Origin of the sequence: Rhizobium sp. BK538, assembly GCF_014197575.1 — a bacterium.
Lineage (GTDB): Bacteria > Pseudomonadota > Alphaproteobacteria > Rhizobiales > Rhizobiaceae > Rhizobium.
Map to the genome: position 1 here is coordinate 30759 of NZ_JACIFT010000003.1, position 18751 is coordinate 49509.

Genomic DNA, 18751 nt, shown 5'->3' on the forward strand with positions numbered 1-18751 from the left:
CAAATCGAAACCTGAGGAGACACGAGATGAGCACCGGATTTTTCGGCGACATCCAGAAGATCAAGTATGAGGGCCCGGACAGTACCAATCCGCTCGCCTTCCGCCACTACAACAAGGACGAAGTCGTTCTCGGCAAGCGCCTGGAAGACCACCTGCGCTTCGCCGTCGCCTATTGGCACACCTTCGCCTGGCAGGGCGGCGACCCCTTCGGCGGCCAGACCTTCCTGCGCCCGTGGTTCGAGGACACGATGAAGGCTGCCAAGCTGAAGGCCGACGTTGCGTTCGAACTCTTTCAGCTGCTCGACGCGCCGTTCTACTGCTTCCATGACGCGGACGTGCGTCCGGAAGGCAAGAACTTCGCAGAAAACACCAAAAACCTGAACGAGATCGTCGACTACTTCGCCGAGAAACAGGCCGCCACCGGCGTCAAGCTGCTCTGGGGCACGGCGAACCTCTTCTCGAACCGCCGCTTCATGTCGGGTGCCGCGACCAATCCCGATCCGGATGTTTTCGCTTACTCCGCCGCGACGGTGAAGACCTGCATGGACGCCACGGCCAGGCTCGGCGGCGCCAACTACGTTCTCTGGGGCGGCCGCGAAGGCTATGAGACCCTGCTCAACACCGACCTCAAGAAGGAACTGGACCATCTCGGCCGCTTCCTCAACCTCGTCGTCGAGTACAAGCACAAGATCGGCTACAAGGGCACGATCCTGATCGAGCCCAAGCCGCAGGAGCCGACCAAGCACCAGTACGACTACGACGTCGCGACGGTCTACGGCTTCCTCAAGAAGCACGGCCTCGAAAACGAAGTGAAGGTCAACATCGAGCAGGGCCATGCGATCCTCGCCGGCCACTCCTTCGAGCATGAGCTGGCGCTCGCCAACGCCCTCGGTATTTTCGGCTCGATCGACATGAACCGCAACGACTACCAGTCGGGCTGGGATACCGACCAGTTCCCGAACAACGTTCCGGAGATGGCGCTCGCCTACTACTACGTCCTGCAGGGCGGCGGCTTCACCACCGGCGGCACCAACTTCGACGCCAAGCTGCGCCGCCAGTCGCTCGATCCGGAAGATCTGCTGATCGGCCATATCGGCGGCATGGATGCCTGCGCCCGCGGTCTCAAGGCTGCCGCCAAGATGATCGAGGACAAGGCACTCTCCGGCCCGCTCGACGCCCGCTATGCCGGTTGGGATTCGGCCGAAGGCCAGAAGCTTGCCCGCGGCGAATACTCGCTCGAGCAGATCGCCGAGTGGGTCGAAGCCAAGGACATCAACCCACAGCCGAAGTCCGGCAAACAGGAACTGCTCGAAAACATCATCAACCGTTACGTCTGATCGGCGGTTGACTGTGGGGGAGAAGGCCGGGGAGCGAAAGCTTTCTGGCCTTTTTCGTTGATCGCGGCGGCCCGCGGCGATGGCCTTGAAGCGTGCGGCGAGATACGCTGCTGGCGCTCGGGCGCATTTGCGGGCGGCCGAAGGGATCCGACAGAAAGGACATGGCAGCGATGGCCTATCTCAGACAAGGCATGCTTGCCGCGGCCACGATGCTTGCTGTAGCGACATCTACGAACGTGGCTTCCGCCCAGCCCTGCGGGCAGGACACCTTCGAGGGGGAGGCGTATATCGTCTGCACAATCGAGAAAGGAAAGGGCGATCTCCGCTTGTTCTGGAAGAGCGCGGATGGGGAGCCGTACCGCTATTTCGCCAGCGTTGCCGAGGCCGTTCGCGGCAAGGGGCGGACTTTGGCGTTTGCGGTCAATGCCGGCATGTATCTGCCCGACTTTTCGCCGATCGGTCTTTATGTCGAGGATGGCCGAGAATTGCGACCTGCCAACAGGGCGCGTAGCGATGGATCCGCCGCTGGTTCGGTGCCGAATTTCTATAAAAGGCCGAATGGCGTGTTCTTTCTCGATGGCGCCGGCGCCGGAGTACTTCCTACGCAGGAATTCCTGAAGCGCCGTCCCGCGGTCCGTTTCGCCACCCAGTCCGGTCCGATGCTTGTCATCGACAATAAACTAAACCCGATCTTTATCGTCGGATCGACGGACCGGACTCGTCGCGGCGGAGTCGGCGTCTGCGGCGATGGCGCGGTGCGCTTCGCGGTCAGCGAAGACGAGGTGAATTTCCATGATTTCGCGCGGTTGTTTCGCGACCATTTGGCGTGCCGCGATGCGCTGTTTCTCGATGGTGGTCGAGGTGTCGGCTTCTATAGTCCGGAGATGGGGCGCAATGACAAATCCTGGCATGGCGGGTTCGGCCCTATGTTCGGGCTTGTCGAGTAGCACGACGACGGCGATGCAAGCTGCCGGATGGCGCGTCCCGCGTATCTTCGGCTCGATCGACATGAACCGCAACGACTACCAGTCTGGTTAGGATATCGACCAGTACCCCACCTCGGCACAGCGAGGTAACACCAACCATCATTGTGGCTTGCGCGGCAAGCGGCGGTGAGCGTAGACCACCTTGCTGCAAACGGGAGGGCTGATACATGGGCGACAGTGAACGTGATTGGACCGCCCTCGTGCAGGCGGTCGCAGACAGCCCCAAGCGCGACAACAGCGTCTATCACACGGCAATGGCCGAGGCGCGGCAGGCGTTTGAAGCCGGCGAGGCGGCTCTGGGAGGGCCGGTCCAGGTCAAGACGAAAACGAAGATGAAGCGAAGCGGCGAATACGTCGTGAAATGGGTGATCAAGCGGGTGAAATGACTTGCCGACATTCGATCGGATGACCGAGGAATGCTTGCTTAGGGATGGTCCGCGGACGTATCCTTAGCTTTCGCGAGCCTGCCCCAGCATGCGGCCGAGGTGAAGGGCCCGGGAAGAGGGAGGATATCATGAAAATCGCATCGATATTCGCACTCGGTTGGATTGGCTTCTGTGGGACCGCTGCCTTTGCCTTGGCAGAGGATGCGCACACAATGTTCGCTCCCGCTGATGTCAAATGGATCGAGGCGCCCAAAACGCTTCCTGCCGGAGCGCAAGCGGCGGTCTTGTTCGGCAATCCCACCAAGAAAGGCTTGTTTGCCCTTCGGCTCAAAGTGCCGTCGGGGTATGCGATCCCACCGCACACGCATCCAGGCTATGAAGTGGTCACGGTCATATCCGGGGCTGCCAAATTGGGCATGGGCAAAACTGCCGATCGGAGCGCCACGAAGGCACTGCCTGCGGGCAGTTTCTTTGCCTTGCCGCCGGGCACGGCGCATTTCGTTTACTTCGACGATGAGACTGTCGTCCAAATCAACACCAACGGCCCATGGAGCATTAAGTACGTCAACCCGGCGGACGATCCTCAAAAGTCGCAATAGCCGATAGCCAGTTGCGGCACGAAGGCCACTGTTCCCGCCGCCAGTGCGGCGGGACGTCCGTGCCAGCGTCCGGAGGCTTAGCTGCTGGCGTCAGCGTTTCGTCCACCGACGCGAAGGCGCTCCAACGGAATTGCGCACCACAAGGTCCGGCCGCAGCAGGATTTCGGTCTCCGCCGGCTGGCCGTCGGAGAGAAATTCCAAAAGGAGCGCCATGGCTTGTTTGCCGATCAATGTCCGCGGCTGGCGGATGGTGGTCAGCGGCGGCGACATGAAGACGGCCTGTGGCACATCGTCAAAGCCGGTCACCGAGAAGTCGTTCGGGATATCGTAGCCGCGAGCGCCAAGGCCGATCATCACGCCGATCGCCGTCTGGTCGTTCACGCACATGAAGGCAGTCGGCAGCGTGTCGCGCATGAACAGCTGTTCGACGGCATGGCGGCCGCTTTCCAGTGTCCCGTCGCCTTCCAGCACGATGCGCATATCGGGTGCAACGCCCGCCGCATCGAGTCCCGCATCATAGCCCTGACGCCGCCGGCTATAGGCAAGGCGCGTGCGCGAATCGCCGATGAAGGCGATCTTGCGGTGGCCCTCGGCCAGCAGCAGGTCGACCGCCTTTCTGGCGCCCTCCACGTCGTCGACGCCGACATAGGGGATGCCGCCGTTGAAAACGGGCTCGAAGACGCCGACGCTCGGCGGCAGGCGGGCGGTCATCGTTTGGTGGCCGAAGGGCAGGATGCCGGTAAAGAGGATCAGCCCGGCGGCCTGGTTCGAATTCAGGAACTTCAGATATTCAAGGCCGCGTTGCGCGTCATTCTGCGTATGGCCGATCAGAATGCCGTAGCCATGAGCGCGGGCCTCGTTCTCCAGGCCGACGAGAATGTTGGAGAAGTTCGGGTCGCCGATATCTGGGGCGACCACTAGAATCATGTTCGACCGGCCGAGCCGCAGGCTGCGTGCCATGAAGTTGGTGGTGTAACCGGTGATGGCGATCGCCTGGTTGACTTTCAGGCGCGTGGAGTTGGCGACTTTCTCCGGCGTGTGGATCGCCCGCGATACCGTCGCGATCGAAACCTCGGCGATCCGAGCGACGTCTTCTATGGTTGCGGGCGTGGAATTCGACACTGCGTCCTGCCTTGGGATGCCTTCGCCGCGACACTACACAGACTTGCCGAGAGGTCAAACGCCGGGACCGGCAGATCTGTGCGTAACAACGATGTAAACCTTTACATGCATCGTGTAAAGGTTTACATATGGCTTCAAGCGGATGGGAACCGCAGGGAGGAAGCCAGTCAATGAGTGTGGATTCTGTCGACGCCGCGCCTGTGGTGTTGTCCGCGCGGCGCATCTGCAAGTCGTTCAGCGGCGTGCAAGTCCTCTTCAGTGTCAATTTCGATCTGCGTGCCGGTGAGATCCATGCTCTCATGGGCGAAAACGGCGCCGGCAAATCGACGCTGGTCAAGGTAATGTCGGGGTTCGAGCAGCCGAGTTCGGGCGACATCTTGCTCGACGGCAAGCCGGTCGTACTGCCGGCCAATGGTGCGGCCGAAGCGCTCGGCATCGTGCTCATCCATCAGGAATTCAATCTCGCCGAGCATCTCACTGTCACCGAGAGCCTCTACCTCGGTCGTGAAGTCACGCGTTTCGGCGTGCTCGATCGCAAGTATATGCGTGCCGAGACCCGCAAGGCGCTCGATCTCCTCGGTTCGCATGTCGATGAGAATGCCATCGTCGGCACGCTGTCGATCGCTGACAAGCAAATGGTGGAAATCGCCAAGGCAATCAGCCGTGATGCCCGCGTCGTCATCATGGACGAGCCGACAGCCGTGCTCTCGCGGGAAGAGACGAATTTCCTGTTTCGGCAGGTGCGCAAGCTGCGCGACAAGGGAACGAGCTTCATCTTCGTGTCGCACAAGCTCGATGAAGTGATGGAGCTCACCGACCGGGTGACAGTGCTGCGCGACGGGCAATGGGTCAAGACGGCCCCCACCTCGATGCTCGACGGCGAATCCATCGCCCAGCTGATGGTCGGGCGCGAGCTTTCAAGCCTCTATCCGACCAAGGTGGAGCCCAATGTCGACGAGGAAGTCGTCCTTCGGGTCGAGGGCGTTTCGACGGGCTACGTGCAGAATGCCAGCTTCGAGGTCCGGAAGGGTGAGATCATCGGATTTTCCGGGATGATCGGCTCCGGCCGCACGGAGCTGATGGAGGCGATCGCCGGGCTTCGCGCCCGCGCGTCCGGCGAGGTCGTCATTCGCGGCGAAACCGTGCTTTCGGGCGATGTGCATGCCGTCAACGGCGCCGGGCTTGCCTACATGACGAAGGATCGCAAGTCGAAGGGCCTGCTCCTGCGTTCGGGCATGATGACCAATCTGACGCTTCAGTCGCTCGGCCAGCATTCGCGGCACGGCTATCTCAGCCCGAGCAGCGAGGCGGCGGCGCTCGCCAAGGCGCGGCGGCGCTTCGATATTCGCGTTCGCGACACCAATATCGTTGCCGGCCGTATGTCCGGTGGCAATCAGCAAAAGCTGCTGCTTGCCAAGGTCATGGAGACCGAGCCCGAGATCATCATCATCGACGAGCCGACGCGCGGTATCGATGTCGGCACCAAGCAGCAGATCTATCATTTCATCTCGGCGCTGGCGCGCGACGGTCGATCCATCATTGTCGTCTCCTCAGAGATGCCTGAGGTGATCGGGCTCTGCACACGCGTCGCCGTGATGCGTGAGGGGCGGATCGTCGGCGTGCTCGAGGGCGACGAGATCTCCGAGCAGGAGATCATGCGCTACGCAGCCGGATTGAAGAAGAAAGCCGCCTGACGCTGGCGGGAGGCGGCTGCGCTCAGCGCCGCACAGGTATGATGCCCATCAAAATTGGGGCGGGAGGTTAGTTTGGAGATGAGTGTGCACGAGGAGACCAGGGAAATCAGGCGTCGCCCCTGGCGGGATATCGATCTGCGGGCGGTTGCGCCCTTTGCAGCCCTGATACTGCTGTTGATCGTCGGCGCGCTGGTCAATCCGAACTTCATTGGCATCACCAACCTTTTGAACGTCGCGACGCGCTGCGCCTTCATCGCCATCATTGCCGTCGGTGCCACCTTCGTGATCTCCGCGGGCGATCTTGATCTTTCTGTCGGGTCGATGGTGGCCTTCGTCGCCAGCCTGATGATCCTGTTGATGAATTCCGGCGTGATTGCCGATCCGACGTTGATGCTGGCCGCTGCGGTCTTGTTCACGCTGGTTGCTGGCGCGCTCTGCGGGCTTGCAAATGGTCTGATCACCACGGTCGGCAGGATCGAGCCGTTCATCGCCACGCTCGGCACCATGGGTATCTATCGCGGCCTGACGACGTGGCTCAGCCAAGGCGGGGCGATCACGCTGCGTTCGCCCGACATCCAGACGCTCTATCGCCCGGCCTATTTTGGCAGCATTCTCGGCGTGCCGGTGCCGATTGTCGTGATCCTGGTCGTGACTGCAGTGGCAGCCTTCATCCTCTACCGCACACGCTACGGCCGCCATGTCGTCGCCGTCGGTTCCAACAGCGATGTGGCGCGCTACTCCGGCATTGCGGTCAATCGCGTGCGCACGATCGCCTTCGTCATCCAGGGGCTCTGTGTTGCCATCGCCGTGCTGCTTTATGTGCCGCGCCTTGGATCGACCTCGGCAACGACCGGTATCTTGTGGGAGCTGCAGGCAATCACCGCCGTCGTCGTCGGTGGTACGGCGCTGAAGGGTGGTGCCGGCCGTGTCTGGGGCACGATCTGCGGCGCCTTCATTCTCGAGCTCGTCGGCAACATCATGCTGCTGTCGAACTTTATCAGCGAATATCTCATCGGTGCGATCCAGGGTGCGATCATCATTATCGCCATGCTGGTGCAGCGCTCGCTGGTCCGCAAATCGTAGGCGGACTGGCTCCAGGAATTGGCCGGGATCACAGGGCGTCCGGTTGACGGGTAGGAAAAAGTCCCTGACGTTTATTGGGAGGAAATAGAATGCGCAAACTCATGTTGGGTCTTGCGGTTGCGGCCGTCACGCTGGCGGGTACCGCATACGCACAGGACAAGAAGTTCACCATCGGCGTCTCCATTCCGGCCGCCGACCATGGTTGGACCTCGGGCGTCGTGTTTCATGCCGAACGCATCGCCAAGAAGCTGATGGAACAGCATCCGGGCCTGAATGTCATCGTCAAGACCTCGCCGGATGCCGCCAGCCAGGCCAACGCCGTGCAAGATCTTGACACGCAGGGCATCGATGCACTCGTTATCCTGCCGTCGGATCCGGATCCGCTCGTCAACGCCATCAAGGAAGTCAAGGGCAAGGGCAAGTACGTTGCTCTTGTCGACCGTGCGCCATCGACCAACGATGACACCGTCCGCGACCTTTACGTTGCTGGCAACAACCCGGCGCTCGGCGAAGTCGCCGGCAAGTACATCGCTGCCCAGACGCCGGACGCCGAAGTCGTCGTCATCCGCGGTCTGCCGATCCCGATCGATCAGCAGCGCCAGGACGGCTTCGACAAGGGCATTGCCGGCTCCAAGGTCAAGGTTCTTGACCGTCAGTACGGCAACTGGAACCGCGACGATGCCTTCAAGGTCATGCAGGACTACTTGACGAAGTATCCGAAGATCGACGTGGTCTGGTGCCAGGATGACGACATGGCTGTCGGCGTGCTGCAGGCGATCGAGCAGGCCAAGCGTACCGATATCAAGTATGTCGTTGCCGGCGCTGGCTCCAAGGACATGGTCAAGAAGGTCATGGACGGCGATAAGATGATCCCGGTCGACGTTCTCTATCCGCCGGCAATGGTCGGCACGGCAATGGAGCTGACGGCTGCCGGCCTCTATGGCCAGGTTCCGGTGCGCGGTACCTTCGTCCTCGACGCGACGCTGGTGACGAAGGATAACGCCAAGGATTTCTACTTCCCGGACTCTCCGTTCTGATCTGAAAAATTCAGTGCGGCGCCCGTTCGACAGGACGGGCGCCTTTCCTTGATCGTGCCACTTGCTAGTCAGGCAGGCCGGCGTTGGCGAGATCGGCGATGAAGCGGTCGATGAAGCCTTCGGTCATCACAGGATTGTCACCGAAATAGAATTCCCGCCGGGCGTCGGCACAGCTCATACCCGGCCGGAAACGATGAAGCCTGGAAATTGCTTCTCGGGCCTCGTTTATTTCGCCTTGCCTTCCGAGGGTCGCAACCAGAACGATCGCCGGCCAGAAGGTGGCATTCGGTGAGCGGAGCGATGCGCGGGCTGCTTTGGCCGCTTCCGCCATGTCGCCCAATTGATAGTTCGCGATCGCGAGAATGTTATGGAAGGTCCAAAGATGCGGATCGCGAGGACTGAGACGGAACGCTTCCTTGATCTCGGCGATGCCTTCCGCGGGGCGCTCGACGTAGCAGAGGACCTGGCCGAGCGCGAAGTGAGCCTGCGCAAAACTCTGATCCAGCTGCAAGGCGTTGCGCAGATGCGCTATTCCCGCCTCCGTCGCCCCATCAAGCGCAAGCGCTCTGCCCAAGGCGAGGTGCGCGGCGGGTTCCTTCTGATCCAGTCCGATCGCCCGTTCGGCAAGGTCGATCGCCTCGCAGATGCGCTCGGCTCGCTCGTCGAGAGGGCCATACCAGCCGAGCTGAATGTGAACGTAGGCCAAGCGGGCCTGCGCCTGCGCGAAGGTCGGATCAATGCCGATTGCCTGCTCGAAAAGCGCCTTGGCGGTCTTCAGTTCGTCAAGCGTGAACCGGTACAGATGCCAGAGTCCCTTCAGGTAGATTTCCCAGGCATCCATGTCGAACACCGTGCGGCCACGAAGGGCGGCGAACTCGATGGAGCCCAACTCCGGTTCGATCGTTCCGGTGATCTCAGAAGCGAGCTGGTCCTGAACCTCGAAGATGTCGGCCAACGTTCGGTCGTAGCGTTCCGCCCAGAGCAGCGTGCCATCCGTACCGTTCAGCAATTGCGCGGTGATACGAACGCGATCGGCCGCGCGGCGCACGCTGCCTTCGAGCACGTATTTGACGCCAAGGTCCTCCGCCACCTGCTGCGCATTGGGCTGCCGGCCCTTGTAGCTGAAGGAGGAGTTGCGGGCGGCGACCAGCAACCAGCGACAGCGGGCCAGCGTGGCGATCAGCTCGTCCGTGAAACCGTCCGAGAAATGTTCCTGTTCCTCGATGCTCGACATGTTGCTGAAGGGCAGCACGGCGATCGAGGGGCGATTGCGCACGGGTCGGGCGGCCTCTTCCTTCGGCGCGGCAAGCGATGGAAGCTGTTCGCTTTCCGTCGTCCACCGCCAGACGCGGATCGGCCGCTCGATGTTCTTGAGCTTGCGGTTGCCGAAATCGATTGCCCGGAAGTCGAGCTTCGACCGGATCTGGTCGTTGACCTGTTGAGAGACGCAGATTCCGCCCGGCGGCGCCAGCGCCTGCAGGCTTGCGGCGACGTTCACGCCATCACCGAAGATCTCCTCGTCCTCGACCAGTACGTCATCAACGTGGATGCCAATTCGCCACAACATGCGTTGATCCGGCTCGATGGCCTCGTTGCGTTGAAGCAATGCTCTCTGAATTTCCATAGCGCAGCCGACGGCATCGACCACGCTCGCAAATTCCGCCAGCGTGCCGTCGCCGACAAATTTGACGACGCGTCCATGATGCCTGCCAATGCTGGGGACGATGACTTCGCCGTTGTGCGCTTTCAGCGTCGCGAAAGTGCCGGTTTCGTCAAAGCCCATCAGCCGGGAGAAGCCGACAACATCCGCATCCAAGATCGCTGCCAGACGCCGCGTCATGCGCCAACCTCCTGGTCCAAAGACAGTAGCACGGCACGGCGTGATGTCTACCGCCGCAAGGCCCGATGGGGGCGCTCGGATCGAAAGCAGATGGTATAGGCGTGACGTGGTGGAAAGGGCAAATGCGGTACGTACATCTTGCGGCTCGAGGCAGGCCGTGGTTAAGTCGGCCGCCTTCGATTTTCGCCCGGCCGGCAAATTTGCAGTTTCGCCGAAATCGGCTTGCAGACTTCAAATCGCGTGCTAGAACTCTACCAGAAACGTTTACGGTCATCTTTTAGGGAGGAATTGACATGAAAACGATCAAGGGCCCAGGCCTGTTCCTTGGACAGTTCGCGGGCGATGCCGCGCCTTTCAACTCGTGGGATTCGATCACCAAATGGGCGGCCGACATCGGTTACAAGGGCGTGCAGGTTCCGACCTGGGCCGGCCAGCTGATCGACCTTAAGAAGGCGGCTTCCTCGAAGGATTATTGCGACGAATTCGCCGGCGTGGCACGGCAGAACGGCGTCGAAGTCACCGAGCTTTCCACCCATCTTCAGGGCCAGCTTGTCGCGGTGCATCCGGCCTACGACGAAGCGTTCGACGGCTTCGCGGCACCCGAGGTGCGCGGTAATCCGAAGGCGCGTCAGGAATGGGCTGTCGAACAGGTCAAGATGGCGCTGACGGCCTCGAAGCACCTCGGCATCAAGGCACATGCGACCTTCTCCGGCGCGCTCGCTTGGCCGTTCGTCTATCCGTGGCCCCAGCGCCCCGCCGGTCTCGTCGAAACCGCCTTCGACGAGCTTGCCCGCCGCTGGAAGCCGATCCTCGATCACGCCGACGAGAACGGCGTCGACGTCTGCTACGAAATCCATCCCGGCGAAGACCTGCACGATGGCATCACCTACGAGATGTTCCTGGAGCGCGTCGGCAACCATCCGCGCGCCAACATGCTCTACGATCCGTCGCACTACATCCTGCAGTGCCTCGACTATCTCGAGAACATCGACATCTACAAGGACCGGATCAAGATGTTCCACGTCAAGGATGCCGAGTTTAACCCGACCGGCCGCCAGGGCGTCTATGGCGGTTACCAGGGCTGGGTGGAACGCGCCGGCCGCTTCCGCTCGCTCGGCGACGGTCAGGTCGATTTCGGCGCGGTCTTCTCGAAGATGACGGCCAACAACTTCGACGGCTGGGCCGTGGTCGAGTGGGAATGCGCGCTGAAGCATCCGGAAGACGGCGCACGCGAAGGCGCCGAGTTCGTCAAGGCGCACATCATCCGCGTCACGGAAAAGGCATTCGACGACTTCGCCGCCGGCGGCACGGACCAAGCGGCCAACCGACGTATGCTCGGTCTCTAAGGCCGCGGCCCTTCTCTACAGGAAGGGCCGCTTGGAACGCAGCGGGAAGGGGTTCTCCCTTCCCCAGCCACCGAGGAACGGGCTGTTTTTGCCCTACGCATTTTTGGAGGAACCAATGACAATTGAAGCATTCACAGAACAGGCGCGAGAACCGCGCATCCGTCTCGGCATGGTCGGCGGCGGTGCAGGCGCGTTCATCGGCGCCGTCCATCGCATCGCTGCCCGCATCGACGACCAGTACGACCTGATCGCCGGCGCGCTGTCGTCGACGCCCGAGAAGGCGATCGCATCGGGCCGCGACCTCGGCCTCGATCCGTCGCGCACCTATTCGAGCTACCGCGAAATGGCGATCCGCGAAGCGAAGCTGAAAAACGGCATCGAGGCCGTTTCGATCGTCACGCCGAACCATGTACACTATGACGCCGCCAAGGAATTCCTGCGTCGCGGCATTCACGTCATCTGCGACAAGCCGCTGACCTCGAACCTTGCCGACGCCAAGAAGCTGAAGAAGGTGGCCGACGAAAGCGGCGCTCTTTTCATCCTGACTCACAACTACACCGGCTATCCGATGGTTCGTCAGGCACGCGAGATGATCGCCACTGGCGAGCTGGGCGATATCCGCATCGTCCAGGCGGAATATCCGCAGGACTGGCTGACGGAAGCCGTCGAGCAGACGGGTGCCAAGCAGGCTGTCTGGCGCACCGACCCGGCGCAGTCGGGTGCCGGCGGTTCGACCGGCGATATCGGCACGCATGCCTATAACCTCGCCTCCTTCGTGTCCGGCCTCGAACTCGACAGCCTTGCCGCCGATCTCGACAGCTTTGTGCCCGGCCGCCGGTTGGACGACAACGCCCACGTGATGCTGCGCTTCAAGGCAAAGGGGAGCGAAAAGCCGGCCAAGGGCATGCTCTGGTGCAGCCAAGTGGCGCCGGGCCACGAGAACGGCCTGAAGGTCCGCGTCTACGGGACCAAGGGCGGTCTCGAATGGGTTCAGGCCGATCCGAACTACCTCTGGTTCACGCCGTTCGGCGAGCCGAAGCGCCTGATCACGCGTAGCGGCGCCGGTTCCGGCCCGGCCGCAGCCCGCGTTTCGCGCATCCCGTCCGGTCATCCGGAAGGCTACCTCGAAGCCTTCGCGACGATCTATACCGAGGCGGCACATGCGATCAACGCCCACAAGAAGGGCAAGGCCGTCGACAAGGCGGTTGTCTATCCTACCGTAGATGACGGTGTGAAGGGAGTTGCCTTCGTCGAAGCCTGCGTTGCTTCCTCGAAGAAGAACGGTGCCTGGGTCAAGGTCTGACCTTTACTCCACCAGACTGACTGATACAACTAATGAGCGCGCTTCCTGCAATATTAGGGAGTGCGCTCATTGTCGTTTAACAATGCTGTGGCAGAAATGAGTGCAACCAGATGGAGAGACGTTCGATGAAAGCTTCTTCGAGAGTTTTGACATGCGCCTTTGCGCTCGCGGCTTTTCCGGCGCTGTCGCAGGAGGTCCCCAATCGCGTGCCGAACTTCTATGCCGGCCAGCGTGTTCCCGGCATGGTGAACGTGCAGACGACTGTATCCCTGTCGGTGCCTGTCGAGGCCGGGCAGGAAACCGGTGAACAGATCAAGGCCGCCCAGAAAGGGTTCTACCTGATGGCGGGAGGGCAGTGCGATCTCATCCTGCAGACGCTGGCAGAGAGCTGCCAGATCATTAACCTCACGAGCAGCGCGGATCTCAATCGTGGTTCGCGAAACGACATTATCGTGCGTGGCACCGTCTCGATGGCCGTGAAGCTCAAGGACAGCGCGCAGAAGCCCTAGCCGTTTATCGGCATCGTGGCTCGAAGCGGCAAATCTGCCGCCTCGAGCCAGGCATTTGTTAGGCCGCGGCCTGCTTGCGCTTGGTCAGCGCGTCAACGCTGAAGGGGCCGCCGCCGGCTGCAACCAGATAGAGAAAGAACGCTGGTGCTCGGCTCTGGTACCTGCCGCCATACTCCCCGACCTCAACCCGATTGAACAGGCTTTCGCCAAAATCAAGCACTGGATGCGCCTGGCTCAGAAGCGAACCATCGATGACACCTGACGCCACGTCGGACACCTCGTCACAACCATAGAGCCCCGCGAATGCAGCAATTACTTCGCCAATGCCGGATACGCTTCCGTCAAAACCTGAAATGCTTGCCCCCTTACCAGCATCGCAAATTCACGACTTCTGATGTCGGCGCTATCAGCGTTTTCAATATGATAGAAATGTTGCGGCCGGTCTTCATCCGTATCCGGCCGAATCGTCGCTGATTGCTGGCCGGCGCAGCTCCAATGATGTCGGTTCGGTCGTCCGCCGCCTTGATTTCGGCGTGGTGCCCACCTAGATTGCGGCCATCGCCAATACCAACAGGATGTGTGCAGCAATGGATTTCACCCCGATCGCAACGCCAGTTCGCCTTGCCATTCGGGAGCCCTTTATCCATGCCTGCATCCATTACCCTGTCCAATCTTTCGTGGTCCACGCCTGACGGGCGGACCCTTCTTTCCAATCTCGATCTGAGCTTCGGCGCCGAGCGAACCGGTCTCGTCGGTCGCAACGGCGTTGGCAAGACGACGCTGCTCAAGCTTGTGGCGGGCGAATTGCAGCCGCAATCCGGCAGCATTGCCTTCGGCGGGCGGCTCGGCATCCTGCGCCAGGCGGTGCAGGTGGAGGAGGGCGCAACGGTCGTCGACTTCTTCGGCGCCAGCAATGCTTTGGCCATCTTACGTCGAGCCGAGGCCGGTGAGGCCACTGCCGACGAGATTGCCGTGGCAGATTGGACCGTCGAAGCGCGCATCGCTGCAGCACTCGAGCGTGCCGGGCTCGATGCCCAGCCGGAGACCCTGCTTGCCTCGCTTTCCGGCGGGCAGCGGACGCGCGCCGCTCTCGCAGCGCTCGTCTTCTCCAACCCTGATTTCCTTATCCTCGACGAGCCGACGAACAATCTCGACCGGGATGGGCGCGAGGCGGTTATCGCACTGCTTGCCGGCTGGCGTGCCGGCACCATCGTCGTCAGCCATGATCGGGAACTGCTCGAGACCATGGATGCCATCGTCGAGATCACGACGCTCGGCGCCCGGCGATACGGTGGAAACTGGAGCGCCTTTCGGGAGCGCAAGGCCTTAGAGCTGGCCGCCGCCGAACACGATCTCGCGGATGCGGAGCGGCGCGTGGCCGATGTGGTCCGCAGCGCTCAGGTCACGGCGGAGCGGCAGGCCCGCAGCGATCGCAACGGCCGCAAGAAGGCGGCAAGGGGCGATATGCCCCGTATCGTCGCCGGTGGTCTCAAGCGGGCGGCGGAAAACACCAGCGGCAACAAGGTTCGCCTTGGCGAACGACGCCGTGAGGAGGCGATGGAAGAGGCGTCCGCTGCGCGGCAGCGGATCGAGATCCTTCAGCCCTTCTCGGCGCAGCTTGCGCCAACGGGGCTGCCGCCGGGCAGGGATGTTCTGCGGCTGGATGGCGTCACCGCCGGCTATGGGCCGGGCGAGCCGATCATCCGAAACCTTTCCTTCGCCATGACCGGCCCCGATCGCGTCGCGATCGCCGGTCCGAACGGCTCTGGCAAGACGACGCTGCTGGCGCTGATCACGGGCACGCTACAGCCCTGGTCAGGCACGGTCGCCGTCATGACCGGCTTTTCGCTGTTCGATCAGAGTGTCAGCCTGCTCGATCGATCACTGTCGATCCGCGAGAACTTCCGCAATCTCAATCCCGATGCCAATGAGAATGCCTGCCACGCAGCGCTGGCGCGTTTCATGTTTCGGGCGGATGCCGCCCTGCAGCAAGTTTCGACGCTCTCTGGCGGGCAGTTGCTGCGCGCTGGCCTTGCCTGTGTGCTTGGCGGTGCAAAGCCGCCGCTGCTGATCCTCGACGAGCCGACGAACCATCTCGACATCGATTCCCTCGCCGCCGTGGAGGCGGGTCTGCAAGCCTATGACGGTGCGCTGCTTGTCGTCAGTCACGACGAGGTGTTTCTGGAGAATATCGACATATCTCGGCGGCTTCAGCTTCCGCTTGGCGAAGAGGTTCTCCTCTAGGCGCTGAGTGCGGTGTCAAATATAGAGGCCCGCCATCTTGCGCCAGGCACCTGCCCGGTGAGCACGGCCTTCCCAGACATGGAGCTGATGGCCGACCTGCTTTTCCGCAAGCAGACGGCTGAGGTGATAGTTGTTGTCCAGGAAAGGGTCGGCGTCACCGATGGTCAGGACAATCTCGACCTCGCGCAGCTTCGCCAGCTGCCGGCCGCCATGGAGCCCCGGCAGGAAGTGCGTCGGCGTGTGGAAATAGACCGCATCATCGTAATAGCCGTCAAACAGATCGCCGAAGGATTCGACCCCTATCGTCAGGTCGTAGCGGCCGGAAAAGGCGACGAGCTTGCGGAACAGGTGCGGATGCCGAAAGACGAGGCTCGCGGCCTGGAAAGCGCCGAGGCTGCAGCCATGCACGATGGTGCACTCATGTCCGTTTTTCGACGCCATGAGCGGCAGGACTTCATTCAGGATATACTCTTCGAAGGCCGTGTGGCGACGGATGCGTTCGGCCGGATGCCGGTCGTAGCCGTAGAAGGTCTCTGCGGCCAGCCCCTCGATGCAATAGAGTTGCAGTTGGCCGGCTTGCAGCTTGTCGGCAAGGCTTTCAACAAGACCGAGCCTCTCATATTCCCAGAAACGTCCCTCGCGCGTCGGAAACATCAGCACCTTGGCGCCGGCATGGCCGAACACCAGTAGCTCCATTTCGCGATGCAGGCGCGGACTATGCCAGCGCAAATATTCCCGGTTCATAACACCTTGAAAAAATCTCGGACTTTCTCACGCAGAATCGCGTTCTGCTCGGTGCTTCCAGGATAATCGAAGTGTCCAGCGTCCAATATGAAGGTTTCATTATACTTTGATGTCGGCAGGGCGTTGGCCACCGCGTACTGGCAGGGCGGCGCGACGGCGGGGTCGAAGAGGGCGACGGCTGCCAGCATCGGCACCTTGATCCGGCTTGCGGCAGTTGCCGCGTCGAACATGCGCAGGGTCTTAAGCACGCTTCCATGAGTCTTCTGATAGGTCTGCACGGAAAAGGCGCTGCCGACGGTCGGCAGGGTCAGCCATTGCTCCCGGTCGCCGAAGGTTGGGACGACGAGGTGGCCGCGGCTGATGCGCGGATCGAATGGGATCGCCAGTGCACCGATGCCGCCGCCGAAGCTGATGCCGCTGTAACCGATGTGACCGGCAAGCCACGGATAGAGCGTCAGGAGCGTTGAAACGGCGAGCCAGAGATCATCGACACAGCCACCGATGATGTAGGTGTCCGGACGGTCTATGCCCTGCAGGACGTGGCCAGACGCATCAAGCGGGATTGGCGGGCGGGCGCTAAGCGACAGGCCGCGGGAGCAGGGGAAGAGAATGGCCGCCTCCTCGACCGGCAGGTCGAAATCCGGCGCGTCGCGACCGCCGTAGCCGTGGCCCACCACCAGCCCGCGGCGCACCGGCCGTTCGCGCGGCAAAAGCAACCAGCCGCCGATCTCGAAGCCACCGGTGGAGGTGTAGGCGATGTCGACAACCTGCCAGTCAGGATGCGTCAGCTTGCTCTTTCTGAGCACCGGCTGCGGGTCGGTAGCGATCGCCTTTTCGTATCGGGCCTGCCAGAACCCGTCGAAGCCCGCCGGCGCCTCCGGCGGGACGATTGCCTTTAAGTCGGCAGGCGTCATGCCGTAGGTGGGGTCGAAGGCGAAAGGATGTGTCGCGGGAATGCTCATGAGAGGGTTGTTTCGCGAAAAGACGCGTAATGCAAGGCAGTGGCATCGGCAGCACGCGGAACGGCGGCAAGGGCGCGACTGAAACGTTACAGCGCTGTCATTTCCACCCTGTACAACGCCCGCTCGCTTGGCTAAACCGCCCTCGAAACCAAAAGAATGGGATTTCCATGATCGATCCGAAGACCCTTGCTGCCTGCTTCCCGGGCGATTTCACCTTTGGCGTTGCGACGGCAGCGTTCCAGATCGAGGGCGCTTCCAAGGCAGACGGCCGCAAGCCTTCCATCTGGGACGCCTTCTGCAACATGCCGGGCCGCGTCTTCAACCGCGACAACGGCGATGTCGCCTGCGATCATTACAATCGGCTCGATCAGGATCTCGATCTCATCAAGTCCATGGGCGTCGAAGCCTATCGCTTCTCGATCGCCTGGCCACGCATCATCCCTGACGGCACCGGTCCGGTGAACGAGGCGGGGCTCGATTTCTACGATCGTCTCGTCGATGGCTGCAAGGCGCGCGGCATCAAGACCTTCGCAACGCTCTACCATTGGGATCTGCCGCTGCTTCTCGCCGGCGACGGCGGCTGGACGGCGCGCTCGACGGCCTACGCGTTCCAGCGCTACGCCAAGACCGTGGTGGCCCGCCTTGGCGACCGCCTCGACAGCGTCGCGACCTTCAACGAGCCGTGGTGCATCGTCTGGCTCGGCCACCTCTACGGCATTCATGCGCCGGGCGAGCGCAACATGCAAGCCGCGCTCCACGCCATGCACCATATGAACCTCGCGCATGGCCTCGGCGTCGAGGCGATCCGGGCCGAGGCGCCGAACGTGCCGGTCGGGCTCGTACTCAATGCGATGTCCGTCATGCCGGGCTCTGACTGCGCAGCCGACAAGGCGGCGGGCGAACGCGCGCACCAGTTCCATAACGGCGCCTTCTTCGATCCGGTCTTCATGGGCGAATATCCGAAAGAGTTCCTGGAAGCGCTCGGCGACCGCATGCCGGTCGTGCAAGAGAGCGACCTCAGGATCATCAATCAGAAGCTCGACTGGTGGGGTCTCAACTACTACACGCCGCTACGCGTTGCCGACGATCCTGATAAGAACGGCGACTTCCCCTGGACGGTCGAGGCGCCGCGCGCCAGCGACGTGAAGACCGATATCGGCTGGGAAGTCTACGCGCCCGGCCTGAGGAACGTCGTCGAGGATCTCTATCGCCGCTACGAGCTGCCGGAGTGCTACATCACGGAGAACGGCGCCTGCTACGACATGGGCGTCGTAAACGGTGAGGTCGATGACCAGCCGCGCCTCGACTACTATAGCGAGCACCTCGATGTCGTCGCCGACCTGATCAAGGACGGCTATCCGATGCGCGGCTACTTCGCCTGGAGTCTGATGGACAATTTCGAGTGGGCAGAGGGCTATCGCATGCGCTTCGGTCTCGTGCATGTCGACTATGACACCCAGGTCCGCACCGTGAAGAAGAGTGGCAAGTGGTACAGCGAACTTGCCGCACAGTTCCCGAAGGGCAACCACAAGAGCAGCTGACGAGCGCATGGCGCGAAT

Annotated in this window: 17 protein-coding genes and 1 pseudogene; 13 read left to right on the forward strand and 5 right to left on the reverse strand. The window is 61.8% G+C overall.

The window, feature by feature from the left end; genetic code table 11:
- The first annotated feature begins 26 nt into the window (after window positions 1-26).
- From xylA to FHX09_RS04300, 4 genes are all read left to right on the forward strand, one after another.
- Window positions 27-1337, forward strand: a complete 1311-nt coding sequence (gene xylA / locus FHX09_RS04285; protein ID WP_184449322.1) for a xylose isomerase — start codon at window positions 27-29, stop codon at window positions 1335-1337.
- 170 nt (window positions 1338-1507) lie between these two features.
- Complete coding sequence (locus tag FHX09_RS04290; protein ID WP_007802723.1) at window positions 1508-2284, forward strand: phosphodiester glycosidase family protein; 777 nt, start codon at window positions 1508-1510, stop codon at window positions 2282-2284.
- 206 nt (window positions 2285-2490) lie between these two features.
- Entirely contained in the window at window positions 2491-2709 is a 219-nt protein-coding gene (locus FHX09_RS04295) for a hypothetical protein (RefSeq protein WP_184449324.1), read from the forward strand.
- 128 nt (window positions 2710-2837) lie between these two features.
- Window positions 2838-3308 carry a cupin domain-containing protein gene (locus tag FHX09_RS04300; protein WP_132589095.1) on the forward strand — a complete coding sequence of 157 codons (471 nt, stop codon included), beginning with the start codon at window positions 2838-2840 and terminating at the stop codon, window positions 3306-3308.
- Window positions 3309-3398: 90 nt separating this feature from the next.
- On the opposite strand, the gene FHX09_RS04305 is transcribed toward FHX09_RS04300, so the two are convergent.
- Window positions 3399-4430, reverse strand: a complete 1032-nt coding sequence (locus FHX09_RS04305) for a LacI family DNA-binding transcriptional regulator (RefSeq protein ID WP_007802715.1) — start codon at window positions 4428-4430, stop codon at window positions 3399-3401.
- Window positions 4431-4600: 170 nt separating this feature from the next.
- Between FHX09_RS04305 and FHX09_RS04310 the strand changes: the two genes are divergently transcribed.
- The 3 genes from FHX09_RS04310 to FHX09_RS04320 all read left to right on the forward strand — a co-directional run bounded on the left by FHX09_RS04310 (window position 4601) and on the right by FHX09_RS04320 (window position 8244).
- Complete coding sequence (locus FHX09_RS04310; RefSeq protein WP_132589096.1) at window positions 4601-6124, forward strand: sugar ABC transporter ATP-binding protein; 1524 nt, start codon at window positions 4601-4603, stop codon at window positions 6122-6124.
- A 78-nt stretch (window positions 6125-6202) separates the two neighbouring features.
- Entirely contained in the window at window positions 6203-7207 is a 1005-nt protein-coding gene (locus FHX09_RS04315; protein WP_132589097.1) for an ABC transporter permease, read from the forward strand.
- Between the two features lie 89 nt (window positions 7208-7296).
- Window positions 7297-8244, forward strand: a complete 948-nt coding sequence (locus tag FHX09_RS04320; RefSeq protein WP_132589098.1) for a substrate-binding domain-containing protein — start codon at window positions 7297-7299, stop codon at window positions 8242-8244.
- Window positions 8245-8308: 64 nt separating this feature from the next.
- Here FHX09_RS04320 and FHX09_RS04325 read toward each other — a convergent pair whose 3' ends face one another.
- Window positions 8309-10084 carry a tetratricopeptide repeat protein gene (locus FHX09_RS04325; protein ID WP_184449326.1) on the reverse strand — a complete coding sequence of 592 codons (1776 nt, stop codon included), beginning with the start codon at window positions 10082-10084 and terminating at the stop codon, window positions 8309-8311.
- 293 nt (window positions 10085-10377) lie between these two features.
- Here FHX09_RS04325 and FHX09_RS04330 point away from each other — a divergent pair, with 293 nt between their 5' ends.
- The 4 genes and pseudogenes from FHX09_RS04330 to FHX09_RS04350 all read left to right on the forward strand — a co-directional run.
- On the forward strand, window positions 10378-11430 hold the full coding sequence (locus FHX09_RS04330; RefSeq protein ID WP_183722908.1) for a sugar phosphate isomerase/epimerase: 1053 nt from the start codon (window positions 10378-10380) through the stop codon (window positions 11428-11430).
- A 115-nt stretch (window positions 11431-11545) separates the two neighbouring features.
- Window positions 11546-12733, forward strand: a complete 1188-nt coding sequence (locus FHX09_RS04335) for a Gfo/Idh/MocA family oxidoreductase (protein WP_132589101.1) — start codon at window positions 11546-11548, stop codon at window positions 12731-12733.
- Between the two features lie 125 nt (window positions 12734-12858).
- On the forward strand, window positions 12859-13242 hold the full coding sequence (locus FHX09_RS04340; RefSeq protein ID WP_184449328.1) for a hypothetical protein: 384 nt from the start codon (window positions 12859-12861) through the stop codon (window positions 13240-13242).
- Window positions 13243-13376: 134 nt separating this feature from the next.
- A pseudogene (locus tag FHX09_RS04350) lies at window positions 13377-13594 on the forward strand (transposase); the annotation flags it as partial.
- Window positions 13595-13607: 13 nt separating this feature from the next.
- Here the strand turns inward: FHX09_RS04350 and FHX09_RS04355 are convergent.
- Window positions 13608-13901 carry a hypothetical protein gene (locus tag FHX09_RS04355; protein WP_184449330.1) on the reverse strand — a complete coding sequence of 98 codons (294 nt, stop codon included), beginning with the start codon at window positions 13899-13901 and terminating at the stop codon, window positions 13608-13610.
- Between FHX09_RS04355 and FHX09_RS04360 the strand changes: the two genes are divergently transcribed.
- Window positions 13888-15486: an ABC-F family ATP-binding cassette domain-containing protein gene (locus FHX09_RS04360; protein WP_184449333.1), complete on the forward strand. Its 1599-nt coding sequence runs from the start codon at window positions 13888-13890 to the stop codon at window positions 15484-15486. The genes FHX09_RS04355 and FHX09_RS04360 overlap by 14 nt on opposite strands.
- 15 nt (window positions 15487-15501) lie before the next feature.
- Here FHX09_RS04360 and FHX09_RS04365 read toward each other — a convergent pair whose 3' ends face one another.
- Both FHX09_RS04365 and FHX09_RS04370 read right to left on the reverse strand, forming a co-directional pair.
- Window positions 15502-16230: an alpha/beta hydrolase-fold protein gene (locus tag FHX09_RS04365; RefSeq protein ID WP_132589104.1), complete on the reverse strand. Its 729-nt coding sequence runs from the start codon at window positions 16228-16230 to the stop codon at window positions 15502-15504.
- A complete protein-coding gene (locus FHX09_RS04370; RefSeq protein WP_132589105.1) occupies window positions 16227-17192 on the reverse strand; it encodes an acetylxylan esterase in 966 nt (321 codons plus the stop codon). The genes FHX09_RS04365 and FHX09_RS04370 overlap by 4 nt, the downstream gene beginning before the upstream one ends.
- A gap of 167 nt (window positions 17193-17359) precedes the next feature.
- Here FHX09_RS04370 and FHX09_RS04375 point away from each other — a divergent pair, with 167 nt between their 5' ends.
- Complete coding sequence (locus tag FHX09_RS04375; RefSeq protein WP_132589106.1) at window positions 17360-18733, forward strand: GH1 family beta-glucosidase; 1374 nt, start codon at window positions 17360-17362, stop codon at window positions 18731-18733.
- Window positions 18734-18751 lie beyond the last annotated feature (18 nt).